This is a genomic window from Streptomyces endocoffeicus, assembly GCF_016741935.1.
Classification (GTDB): Bacteria; Actinomycetota; Actinomycetes; order Streptomycetales; family Streptomycetaceae; genus Streptomyces; species Streptomyces endocoffeicus.
In genome coordinates, this window is the sequence record NZ_JAERRG010000001.1 from 588,896 (window position 1) to 601,038 (window position 12,143).

The 12,143-nt window shown below is 71.7% G+C and carries 8 protein-coding genes; 3 read left to right on the forward strand and 5 right to left on the reverse strand.

Features of this window, described 5'->3' with window-relative positions:
- Positions 1-15 precede the first annotated feature (15 nt).
- Complete coding sequence (locus JK364_RS02625) at positions 16-1,173, forward strand: NAD(P)/FAD-dependent oxidoreductase (RefSeq protein ID WP_201847055.1); 1,158 nt, start codon at positions 16-18, stop codon at positions 1,171-1,173.
- Positions 1,174-1,262: 89 nt separating this feature from the next.
- Here the strand turns inward: JK364_RS02625 and JK364_RS02630 are convergent, their stop codons facing one another.
- The 4 genes from JK364_RS02630 to JK364_RS02645 form a co-directional block, all read right to left on the reverse strand.
- Complete coding sequence (locus JK364_RS02630; RefSeq protein ID WP_201847057.1) at positions 1,263-2,465, reverse strand: SGNH/GDSL hydrolase family protein; 1,203 nt, start codon at positions 2,463-2,465, stop codon at positions 1,263-1,265.
- Complete coding sequence (locus JK364_RS02635) at positions 2,462-4,885, reverse strand: glycosyl hydrolase family 95 catalytic domain-containing protein (protein ID WP_230991275.1); 2,424 nt, start codon at positions 4,883-4,885, stop codon at positions 2,462-2,464. Before JK364_RS02635 ends, JK364_RS02630 begins: the two co-directional genes overlap by 4 nt.
- Before the next feature lie 69 nt (positions 4,886-4,954).
- Positions 4,955-6,784, reverse strand: a complete 1,830-nt coding sequence (locus tag JK364_RS02640; RefSeq protein WP_201847059.1) for an alpha-galactosidase D — start codon at positions 6,782-6,784, stop codon at positions 4,955-4,957.
- Positions 6,785-7,058: 274 nt separating this feature from the next.
- Positions 7,059-8,264 (reverse strand): ROK family transcriptional regulator, encoded by a 1,206-nt coding sequence (locus tag JK364_RS02645; RefSeq protein ID WP_201847061.1) that lies wholly within the window; start codon positions 8,262-8,264, stop codon positions 7,059-7,061.
- 233 nt (positions 8,265-8,497) lie between these two features.
- Between JK364_RS02645 and JK364_RS02650 the strand changes: the two genes are divergently transcribed.
- Positions 8,498-10,633: an alpha-galactosidase gene (locus JK364_RS02650; RefSeq protein WP_201847063.1), complete on the forward strand. Its 2,136-nt coding sequence runs from the start codon at positions 8,498-8,500 to the stop codon at positions 10,631-10,633.
- Here JK364_RS02650 and JK364_RS02655 read toward each other — a convergent pair.
- Complete coding sequence (locus JK364_RS02655; RefSeq protein ID WP_201847065.1) at positions 10,608-11,492, reverse strand: LysR family transcriptional regulator; 885 nt, start codon at positions 11,490-11,492, stop codon at positions 10,608-10,610. The genes JK364_RS02650 and JK364_RS02655 overlap by 26 nt on opposite strands.
- Before the next feature lie 172 nt (positions 11,493-11,664).
- Here JK364_RS02655 and JK364_RS02660 point away from each other — a divergent pair, with 172 nt between their 5' ends.
- Positions 11,665-12,027, forward strand: coding sequence for a DoxX family protein (locus JK364_RS02660; RefSeq protein ID WP_201847067.1), 363 nt, complete (start codon positions 11,665-11,667; stop codon positions 12,025-12,027).
- The last annotated feature ends 116 nt before the right edge of the window (positions 12,028-12,143 follow it).

Genomic DNA, 12,143 nt, shown 5'->3' on the forward strand with positions numbered 1-12,143 from the left:
CCAAGGAGGATTCCCGTGCGAGTTGTGGTCATCGGAGCCGGAGTGGTGGGCGCGGCGGTGGCGGCGGAGCTGGCCGCGCGTGGCGCCCGGGTCACCGTGCTGGAGGCCGATCACCCCGGAGCGGGCACCACCGCGAACTCGTTCGCCTGGATCAACAGCGCGAACAAGGAGCCGGAGCCGTACTTCGCGCTCAACCACGCCGGTATCCGCGCACACTACGAGTTGGCCGGGGACGGCGCGCCGTGGTTCTTCCCCACCGGAAACCTGGAGTGGGCGGTGACGGACCGGCACAAGGAGGTGCTGGCCGGGCGGGTGGCACGGCTGAGGGCCCGCGACTACCCGGCGGAGTGGATCACCGCGGAACAGGCCCGGGAGCTGGAGCCGGACCTCGCGCCAACACCGTCCCACGCCGTGTTCGCCTTCTTCCCCGAGGAGGCGCACACCCTGCCCGTGCTGCTGCTGTCCCGGCTGCTGGGAGCGGCCAGGGACCGTGGCGTGACAGTGGTCGGCGGCGCCAGGGTGACCGCGATCGAACACGGCACGACCGGAGCCACGGTGATCTGCGCCGACGGCGGCCGCCACCCGGCGGACACGGTGGTGAGCTGCGCGGGCCGGTGGACACAGGAAGTGGCCCAACTGGCCGGTGCGTACGTCCCCATGGCGGACCCGGATCTCGCGGGCTCGGCCACGGTCGGCTTCCTCGCCACCACGGCTCCGGCGGCCGCGCGGCTGTCCCGTGTGCTGACCGGCCCACGGCTGAACGTCCGCCCGGACGGCGGCGGTCGGCTGCTGCTCCAGGCCCTGGACCTGGACGCGACGGCGGACCCCGCCGAGCCGTACGCGCCCGACGGCGAGATCGCCACCGCCATGCTGGCCCGCCTGCCCGAGGTGCTGAACGGCGCCGAGGGCACCGTGGTGGAGAAGGTGCGGGTCGGCCGGCGCGCCATGCCGGGCGACGGTTTCACGGTGGCGGGCTTCCCCTCCGCCGACGTTCCGCTCTTTGTGGTGGCGACCCACAGCGGCATCACCCTGGCCCCGCTGCTCGGCCGCCTGGTCGCGGACGAGCTCTACGGCAAGGAGTCCCCCCTGCTCAAGGACTTCCGGCCCAGCCGCTTCACCTCGGGCGCGGCCCTGCCTCCGCCACCTCCGGCCCGCCGCCCGGGCGAACAGTGAGACGGGCGCCCGGAGCCGCGCTCCGGGCGCCTGAACACGATCGTGGCCCCGCGCCATCCGACCGCCAGGCCCGGCGGGTCGAACGGGTCTCAGGGGCCGTCGGCGCAGTCGAGTTTCGTGAGGTCGATGGCGTCGGCCAGCGCCTGCATCCCCTTGTCGTTGGGGTGCAGATGGTCTCCGTTGTCGAAGAACGGCAGGATGCGCTCGGGGTCGTAGGGGCTGCGCAGGGCGCGGTCGAAGTCGGTCACCGCGTCGAACTCACCGCTGCCGCGAATGAAGGCGTTGACCTCCTGGCGTACCCGCTCGGCGGCCGCGTCCCATTCGCTCCAGCCCTTGAAGGGCCCCACGGTGGCACCGACCACGCACCTGCCGGCCGTGTGCGCCCGCTCGATGATCCGGCGGTATCCGGCGATCATGTCCGCGGCGGTGACACCGGTGTGCGCCTTGATGTCGTTGACTCCCTCGAAGAGGAACACGGTCCGCACGCCCGGAAGGGACAGCACATCACGGTCGAGCCGGTTCAGGGCGCTCTGTCCGGCGCCGTCGGCGAGGACCTTGTTGCCGGAGATCCCCTCGTTCGCCACTCCCTTGACATCGGTGGCCGCCTGCCGCAACCGGCGCGCGAGGTAGTCGGGCCAGCGGCGGTTGAGGTCGGTGGTGGACTGCCAGCCGTCGGTGATGGAGTCGCCGAGCGCGGCCACGGCACCGGTCGCGGCGGAGGTCCGGACGGTGGCGGCGTCGAGGTAGAACCAGGAGCCGGTGGGGTCCGTCCAGTGCGTGGCGCTCTCCTCCCCCGTGTGGTCGCCCCGGGTCGTGTACGACGTCTGCATCGCCATCCCGTGGCCCGTCGCCGGACCGGCCGCGTCGGGGGTGTGGAGGCTGACGACCAGGTTGGTGGCGGCGGGCAGGCTGCCGGGCAGGGCGTCGCTGACCACCACCTCGCCCGCCGGGATGGTGACGGTGGGCCGGCCGCCGAAGGTCAGCCGCCGGTTGCTGCCCCGCTCCAACTCGGCGCCCGACTTCTGCACGCCGGCGTAAGAGCTGTCGAGGGTCAGCGGGCGGTCGCCGAAGGCGTTGGAGAGGCGGATGCGCAGATCGCTTCCGCCGACGCTGGTGTGCACGACCATCCGATAGCCGCGGTCGGGCGTCCCCTCTCCTACCCGATCCGCGCTCGCCGCCCAGGTGACGACGTCGTGTCGGCCGCCCGCCGCCGCGGCGGGTGTGGCGTGCAGCGCGGCGGCCGCGAGCAGTACGACGCCCAGGCCACCGACGGCGGCGCGGCGAGCCGTCATCGGGTGAACCCCTTCAGCGTGACGGACGCGCCGGGCTCCAGGCGGACCGTGCGGGAGGTGCCGCCATGGGCCACCGTCGTCGTCCGGCCACCGACGCTGTGGATCCGGACCGAGGTCGGCACCCCCCGCTCCCAGCGCAGATCGACGACAAAGCCGCCTCGCGCGGCCAGTCCCGTGACCGAACCGGACGCGGCCCAGGCGTCGGGCAGGGCGGGGAGCAGTTCCAGATGGCCGGGGCGGGAGTACAGCAGCATCTCGCTCATGGCGGCCGGGGTGCCGAAGTTGGCGTCGATCTGGAAGATGCCGCGGCCCTTCTCCACCTCGTAGATGTCGAAGAGGTTGAACGCGGTGCCGTTGCTGCCGTCGGTGGACGGGCGGAGGTTGTTGGCCACGAGCCGGTATGCCGTGTCGGCGTCCTTCAGCCGCGCCCAGCACGCGGCCCGCCAGGCGTTGGCCCAGCCGAAGCTGTTCATGCCACGCGCGGTGAGCAGGGCGGTGGCTCCGTCCACGAGTTCCTGGGGCGTGGAGCCGTCGGGGCGGATGCGGTCGCCGGGGAACAGGCCGATCAGCGGGGACAGATGACGGTGGGTGGTCTCCCCGAGGTTGTCGGGGGACATCCACTCCTGGAGCCAGCCGGTCTTCGGGCTCACCTCCGGCAGGTACAGCTTCTTCCGCAGCGAGGCGATCGTGTCCGCGTAGCCGGTGTCCTTCTTCAGCTCGGCGGCCGCGGCGGCGAAGTTGCCGAACAGCGCCCACACCAGCTCCTGGGCGTAGGTGATGCCCTTGGCGTCCTGCGGGCCGTGTTCGGGCGACCAGTCCTTGTCGTCGATCAGCACCTCCCTGGAGGTGCCGGGGAGGGTGGTGGTGAGCAGCCGCGCCTCCCAGAACTCACAGGCGCCCTTGAGCAGCGGGTAGATCTTCGCCAGATACGCCCGCGACTGGGTGTACTCGTAGTGCTCGTACAGGCTGTTGCTCAGCCAGGCGTTGCTCGCGGGATGCCACCACCAGCCGCTTCCGCCGTGGATGTTGGTGGAGAAGGCGACGGTCCAGCCGGCGACCTTCTCTGTGGAGTTGCGGTAGCGGTTGCGCGGGTCGTTGAAGAGGTCGTGGGTGAGCTTGGCCCAGGACGGGAGCTGGGCGAGGCAGTAGTCGGCGAAGGCGTCGAAGCACGGGGACAGCCCTGCCCGGTCGGCCATCCAGTAGTTCATCTGGATGTTGATGTCGGTGTGGTAGTCGCCCATCCAGTCCGGGTCGTTGCCGTCCAGCCACAGGCCCTGGAGGTTCAGGGGGAGGCTGTCGCGCGAGCCGGAGATCATGAGATATCGGCTGAACTGGAGGTAGGACGCCTCCAGTTCGGGGTCGGGCACTCCGTCCCGGGCGCGTGTGGCGAGGCGCTGCCAGGTGTCCAGGGAGCGCTGGGCGTCCGTGGAGGTGCCGAGCGAGAGGGTGAACCGCTCGTACAGGCGGCGGTAGTCGGCGATGTGGGTGCGCCGCAGGGTGTCCGCGGAGTGCCGGGCGGCGGCGAGCACCTTCGTACGGGCCAGCTTCTCGGGGTCGAGGGTGGGGTCGCGGTAGCCGCGGTCGGCGTCGGGCGCGTAGTTGGTGCCGCCGCTGACCACCACGGTGAGGTCCGTGCAGCCGGAGAAGTCGACGCGAGTGCCGTTGACGTGGACCCGGCCACCACTGCCGTACGCCGTGACCGCCGCGCCGTATCGCAGGCCGTTGGGGAAGGACGCGCCGAACGACTCCGCGCTCGCGGGCTTTTCGCCGTGGGTGCCCTCCAGGGTAACGCTGCCGGTGTAGCGGCCGCCGCCGCTCTGTGTGAAGTGCAGGACGATCGCGTCATCGGGGTGGCTGGCGAAGATCTGGCGCCGGTAGGTGACGCCGGAGCGGACGTAGGAGCTGCTGACCACTCCCTGCGCGAGGTCGAGGGTGCGGCGGTAGCCGTTGACTCCGGACAGGTCGTGGTCGGGGATGTCCACGGTGAGCCGGGCCAGCAGGGTGAACGAGCCGAAGTCGCCATGCCCGTAGGGGAATTGGCCATCGGCGTCGAGGGTGTCGTTGAGGCCGCCGGTCCACATCGTGGCGTCGGTGATCAGCAGCAGCTCGCGGCCGGGGTCGTTGCTCGCGAGGGCGCCGAGGCGGCCGTTGCCGACCGGCAGGCCCTGCTCGATCAGGGACCCCTCGTCGCCGGGGGCCCGCCACCACAGCTCGTCGGGTGAGGCACCGGTGAGCGGCGGGGTGTCGGCCGGGCGCCGGGGTGCGGCGGAGGCGGTGAAGGCGGGCAGGGCGCCGAGGGTCAGAGTGAGTCCGGCCGTGGCCGCGAGGGACAGCGCGGTTCGTCTGCTGGGGTCCCTGCCGGAGTCCGGGTTGAGGTCTCCGTCGGGGTCTCCGCCGGTGTCGGTCGGGCGGGGGTTCATGGCGGCTCCAGGCGTCTGAGATCGGCAGATCGGCAAGGGGCCCGGCCGAGGGGCCGGGCCCCTTGGTGTTCAGGAGGACTTCGGTATGTCGATCCGGTCGATGTCCGGTGCGTAGCCGGAACCGCTGTCGAACGTGATGGTGTTGGAGCCGGCCTTGAGCGTCACCGGAACGTGGACACTATTGACGGTGGACCAGTCGCCTGTCGAGGGGAACTTGTGGCGGATGGCGCCGCCGCCGTTGGCCGAGACATCGGCGGAGCGGGCGTCACCGCTGACGTAGGCCACCTTGACCTGGTAGGTGCCGGCCTTGTCCACGACGACGTTGTTGACGGTCAGCTTGGACCCGGTGTAGAGGTTGCCGACCTTGTGGCCGTCGGAGCAGGCCGCGCAGTCGGCCACGGAGGCGTTGCCACCGAGGGTGTTCGCGGAGGACTCGGCCTCGATACCGGTCCACGTGAGCGCGTCGCCGTGCGGGGTGACCGTGAAGAGGCGGGAGCCGTGGGCGGGCAGGGCCTGGGTGATCCGGTTCTTGTGGGTGCCGATGTTCTCGTGGTTCCACAGATCCCGGACCGCGGCCTTGCCGGTGAAGCCGAGCGTCGACCAGTCGGCGGTCACCGAGGCCGGCCTGTCGGCCAGGTTGAACAGGGCGACCGTGTAGGTGCCGTCGTGGTTCTTCGCGGCCCACACCTGCTGGGAGTCGGACGGGGTGACCGGCCGCGCGGGCGGGGTGTCGCCCTGGTTGACGGCGATGACCTCGCGGTTGGTCAGCAGCGACAGCCCGTAGGAGTCCAGCTTGGTCACATCGTCGCCGGTGTAGAGCGGGGACTTGGCGATCGCCCACAACGTGGCGTAGGTCTGCCGTTCGGCCTTGGTCAGGCCGTCCATCTCGCCATTGCCCACATCGAGGGAGTCGAGGTCGTTCCAGCCGCCGGGGCCGGCGTGCCGGGTCCAGGCCGGGGTGTCGTCCCAGCGGTCGTCGACGGAGTTCTCCCAGCTGACGAGCGTGTTGCAGTAGCACTCGACGTCGGTGTCGACGCGCCAGCCGTTGGAGTGCTTCTTCCAGTCGTCGGCGTGCCCGATGTCCAGGGACCAGGACAGCTCCAGGTGGATCGGGCGGCCGGTGGCGGAGATCGCCTTCTGCCAGGCGGCCACGTCGGCGACGTTGTCGTAGTTGTCGCCGCTCTTGAAGGAGCCGGGGCCCACACCGTCGAGCTTGAGGAAGTCATAGCCCCAGTCGGCGAACATCCGCGCCTGGGAGTCGATGTACTTCTGTGCGCAGGGATCGGAAAAGTCGATCTTGTACGCGCTGTCCCAGCCGTTGGTGGTGCGCAGATCGTCGTAGACGATGTCGGCGGTGGTGCAGCCCTCGGCGTTCCAGATCGGCACCTTGCCGCCGCCGTACGCCTCCTTCTCCAGGCCGACGGGCAGATAGATACCGGCCTTGAGGCCCTTGGAGTGGATGCGGTCGGCGACCGGCTTCATGCCGCTGGGGAAGCGCACCGGGTCGGCCTTCTGCCGGCCGTACTCGTCGAACTCGGGCGTCCACGCGTAGTCGCGCCACCAGCCGGCGTCGATGTTGATGTACTCGTAGCCGTACTTCTTGAGCTTGGTGGCGAGGGCGTCGGTCTGCTTGAGGACGTTCGCCTCGGTGAGGTAGCTGTAGTCGCCGTTCGGGTTGAGGCCCGGGTACTTCGACGACTGCATGCTCCAACTGGACCAGCCCATATAGGGCTTGGCGGCGGCGGTGGCCGAGGACGCCGGGGTAGCCGGGGTGGCGTTGCCGCCGCCGGGCTGTGCCCGCGCGGCCGGGGCCGCCGTGGCGAGGCCTGCGGCGAGGGCCAGGACGACGAGGGATCTCAGACCGCGTACGGGCATGACGGGGTACGAGGGTGACCGCATGGGTCTGCCTCCTGGGGGTGTGGTCCGGGGAACGGGGTGGCGGGGAGATGCGGCGGGATTCGGGGGTGCGGCGGCGGAGGTTGCCCTTGTCTCATCCGACGGCGGGGGAATGGCGGCGCGATCGCGGCATGCGGGGGTGGCCGGACGAGTCCCGGCGGGGCGGTCAAGCGTCAGGGGAGGACGACCGCGCGGGAGAGGCGGTCGCCGTGTCCGCGGCGGGGCGGGGAGAGGCCGCGGAGGGCACGGTGTTCCCGGTCGTGTCAGGCGGGCGGCGTCATGGCTGCTGTCCTCCTCCTCGTCCGCGCTGGTTCGCGTCTGATCTGATGAAGGACTGGATGGCGGTCGCCGCGGCTCCACGGGCCCACTCGTCGAAGGGCAGCGGCCGGGTCTGTACATCGCACCGCGCGGCGGAGCCGAAGGCCGCCGTGGCGAAGGCGTCACGGATGTGGTCGGCGAACAGGTCGTAGGCGGCGAGGCCCTCGCCGGAGATGATCACGCGTTCGGGGCCGAGCAGATTGGCCACGGTGGCGATACCGCGGCCGATGGCGTCCCCTGCCCGTGCGTAGATCTCCCGTGCGCCGGCGACGCCGTCATGGGCCAGTCCGGCGGCCTCGACCGCGTCGGCCACCTGGACCCCCGTGGCCGCGCGGACCTGGCGGACGATGGCGTCGTCGCTCGCGATGGCCTCCACACAGCCACGGTTGCCGCAGTGGCAGCGGGGGCCCGCCGGGTCGACGGTGACGTGTCCGATCTCGCCGGCCACGCCGTGGGCCCCGGCCACCACTCTGCCGTGGACCACGAGACCGCAGCCGATGCCCGCGCCGACCGTCACGACGGCGAAGCCGGACAGTCCCACACCCGCCCCGAACCACTGCTCGGCCACGGTCAGCGCGCGCACGTCGTTGTCGACGGTCACCGGCAGACCCGTGGTCATGGTGGCGAGTTCGGCGAGCGGCACATCGCGCCACTCCAGGAAGGGCGAGTAGCGCACCACGCCCTCGGCGCGGTCCACATCGCCGGAGACGGCCATGCCCAGGCCCGCGACGCGCACGCCGAGGCCGTCCGCCTCGATGAGCAGCTCCCGGACGAGTTCCGCGGCCGTCCCCAGCACCGCCTCGGGGCCGCGGGCGGGGAGGGGGATGTGCCGGGCGACGAGGATCCGGCAGCACAGGTCGGTGAGCACACCGATGATCGTGTCCCCGGTCACTTTGACCCCGATGAACAGCGCACGGCCGCCGTCCACCCGCACCAGGTTCGCGGGCCGCCCGAGTGCCGGGCGCGCGTCCTCGTCCACGTCCTCCACCAGGTAGCCGGCCTCGATCAGGGGACGGACCGCCTTGGTGACGGCCGCGGCCGACAGCCCCGCCCGCCGCGCCACTTCCAGGCGGGTGAGGGGGCCCTGCGACAGGACCGTGGTGAAGATCTGCGAGGCGGCCGACGTGTGCGCCGGGAACGACTCGACAGCGGAGGGCGAGGACATGGCCCGGAACCTAGGCCGCTTATTTTCCGCTGTCAATGAAAGAAGCAAGAATCTCCTGAGGATTGCCTGTGAGCCCCGACGCCGCTTCCAAAGCCCGACTCATGCGGGGGTGTTGACATGTGATCGAAGGTCTCGTTGGCTTACTGGGCGACCCTCTTCTCTCACTCGCCGAGCGCCCCACATCCGTACGCGACACCCGCCGCTCCCCCGCCGTCCTTCGAACGTGAGGCCCGATGCCGACGATCTCCCATGCCCCGGACACCGGGGTCTGGCTGCTGACCACGCCCCGTACCTCGTACGCCGTGCACATCGACGAGACGGGCGCGCCCTGCCACCTCGCCTGGGGGCCGCGGCTGACACCGCGGGAGGCGGAGCAGCTGGTCGTGCCGGCCGGGGAGGCGGCGAGCAGCTTCGAGGGGCGCCCCGCGGTGGGCGAGGAACTGCCGGTCGACGGCGGCACGCGCTACGGCGCGCCGTCCCTCCAGGTCCGCTACGCGGACGGCTCGCGCGGCTTCGAGTGGCAGCCGACCGGGCACCGCGTCCTCACACCGTCCGACGGCGTCAGCGAACTCCATCTGGAATTCCGCGACCGCCGCTATCCGCTGCACGTCGCGCTCAACTACCGGGTGCGGGACGACACGGATGTCATCGAGCGCTGGACGGTGCTGCGCAACGACGGTGAGCAGCGGGTCAGCCTGCCGCGCGCCGACTCGGCGGCCTGGTCCCTGCCGCCGCTGGCGGACTACCGGCTCAGTCATGTCACCGGGCAGTGGTCCGCGGAGAGTCAGCTGCGCCGCGAGCGGCTGCCGCACGGGGAGACCGTGCTGACCAGCCGGCGGGGCATCCCCAGCCACCACGCCGGTCCTTGGGTGATGGTGGACGAGGGCGACGCCGGCGAGGAGCACGGCCGGGTCTTCGGCGCGGCCCTCGCCTGGAGCGGGAGTTGGCGCATCACCGCGCAGCGCACACCGGACGGACGCGCCGGTTTCACCGGTGGCGTCGGCCACGAGGGCACCTGCGTGCCGCTGGCGCCGGGCGAGGAATTCACCACCCCGGTGTTCGCCGGGCTGTGCACGGACGGCGGTTTCGGCGCGGCGAGCCGGGCCTGGCACGCGTACACGCTTCGCCACGTCCTGCCGCACGGGGGCGAGGTGGCGCCCGTGCTCTACAACTCCTGGGAGGCCACCGGCTTCGACGTGGCCGAGGCCAACCAGAAGGCGCTGGCCGAGCGGGCCGCCGCCCTGGGCGTGGAGCTGTATGTGGTCGACGACGGCTGGTTCGGGGCCCGGCGCAGCGACCACGCGGGGCTGGGCGACTGGACCCCGGCCCGCGACCGCTTCCCGCTGGGCCTCGGCCCGCTGGCGGACACGGTGCACCGCCTGGGCATGCGCTTCGGCATCTGGGTGGAGCCGGAGATGGTCAACCCCGACAGCGACCTCTACCGCGAGCACCCGGACTGGGTCCTGCACACCCCCGGCCGGGCCCGCAGCGAGCTGCGCAACCAACTCGTCCTGAACTTCGCCCGCGACGACGTGGCCGACTGGGCCTACGGCTGGCTGACCCGGCTGGTCGCCGACCACGGCATCGACTTCCTCAAGTGGGACATGAACCGCGCCTTCAGCGAGGCCGGGTGGCCCGGCACTCCGGACGGCCACGACCGGCTGTGGACGGGCTATGTGGCCAATCTGTACGGCGTCCTCGACCGGCTGCGGGCCGACCACGCCGGACTGCGCGTCGAGACGTGCAGCGGCGGTGGCGGACGCGTGGATCTGGGCATCCTCACCCGTACGGACCAGGCGTGGGTGTCGGACAACACCGACGCCGTCGACCGTCTGGTCATCCAGCACGGCTTCGGTCAGCTCCACCCGGCGCGCACGATGTCCGCGTGGGTGACCGATGTACCCAATCAACTCACCTCCCGCACCGTGCCGTTGAGGTTCCGCTTCCATGTGGCGATGTGCGGGCTGCTGGGCATCGGCGGGGATCTCGCCCGCTGGTCCGAGGCGGAACTCGCCGAGGGCGCCGAGCTGGTGGCCGAGTACAAACGGGTGCGCCACCTCGTCCAGCACGGCGCCCTGTACCGGCTGTCCGGGCCGCACGGCGAGCTGCCGACCGTGGTGCAGTACGCCGCCGGGGACGGCAGCGAGGCCCTGGCGCTGGCCTGGCAGCGCGGTCCGCGCCACGGAGTCCCTCGGCCGCCGGTACGGCTGCGCGGGCTCACCCCCGGCGCCCGCTACCGCGACACCCGCACCGGTGAGGCGCACCACGCCACCGTGCTGGCCGAGTACGGATTCCGCCCCGACCTCCCGTCCGGTGACTGGGCGAGCACGGCCGTGCACCTGGTCAGGATGGGGCAGGACGAGACGTGACACCGCCACCGCCGCGGTAGGCGGCGGTGGCGATTTCGACGAACGAGCGGATCAGGGGGTTGGTATCGGCCTCGTGCCACGCCACCACCACGCGGCTCGGCTCCATGTCGATCAGCGGCACCACGGTGAGCCCCTCCGGCGGCTCGTGGTCCACGAGGGTCATGCCGACCGTGCCGTTCCACAGCACGGCTTGCCGGCATTCCTGGACGCCGCGCACCACGGGGCCCTCGCGGGGTTCCCCGCCGTTCCAGTACGACTGCCAGCCGGGGTCGGTGCCCGCCGGGAACAGGAACCAGCGGCGGTCCGTCAGGTCGGCCAGTTTCAGGCTGTCGCGGCGGGCCAGCGGATCGTCGGCGCGCAGCAGCGCGCCCACCGGGTCGGCGCGCAGCTCGTGCACGGTCAGGCCGGTCTCGTCGAACGGCCCGCGGGTCAGGGCGATGTCCACCAGCCCGGCGTGCAGCCCGCAGGTGGGATCGGTCAGGTCGGTCTCGCGGATGTGGACCTCGACGCCCGGGTGCCGCCGGTGGTAGGCGCCGGCCAGCCGGGTGGCGCCCGGGTCGGCGCTGTCCCCCAGGATGCCCACGGTGAGGCTCGCGGTGCCGGCCGCGGCGGCCACGCGTACGCGTACCCGGTCGGCGTGGTCGAGCAGAGCGCGCGCCTCACCGAGCAGCATCGCCCCCACCGGAGTGAGCGTGACACCGGCGGACGACCGGTGGAACAGCGCGGCGCCCAGCTCGGTCTCCAGCTGCTTGATCGCCCGGCTCAGTGGCGGCTGGCTCATATGCAGCCGGACGGCGGCCCGGCCGAAGTGAAGTTCCTCGGCGACCGCCACGAAATAGCGCAGCGTGCGTAGCTCCATGGTGCAACGATACCCATCCGGTATCGAGAGCGCGGAAGAAGTCTTGGACGGTCGCTATGCCCCGGCAGTGGAATCGCGGGGTGACTGAAGAACCGGAAACCCGTGTCCAGGTGATGAACCGCTACGCCACCGAGCCCGCCACCGGCCCCGCCCGGAAGACGGGACGGGAATCATGAACGTGGCGTACTGGATCGTCGCCGGTCCGCTCGCCCTCTTCTACCTCTACGGGGGCGGGGTGAAGGTGGTCCGGAGCCGTGAGCGGCTCCGGCCGATGATGGCCTGGGTGGACACCACGCCGATGGCGGCCGTCAGAGCCATCGGCGTGCTCGAAGTCCTCGGCGCGATCGGGCTGATCCTGCCCCCGCTGACCGGCATCGCGCCCTGGCTGGCCCTGGCCGCGGCCATCGGGTTCGTGATCCTGCAGATCGGCGCCACCAGAGTGCACCTGCGCCGGGGAGACCGCCAGGTGGCGCTCAACATCACGCTCTTTCTCACCGCGGCCGTGACCATCTGGCCGGCGACGACATGGCTGTGACATCGGGTCGAGGAGAGCCGCCGACGGTGTGCGGAACCACCGCGATGCCGATCCTGCCATGCGACGGCTCGGCGGACACGGTCGGTGCGCTCCCGCGTGCGCCGGCCGTGGCGGTC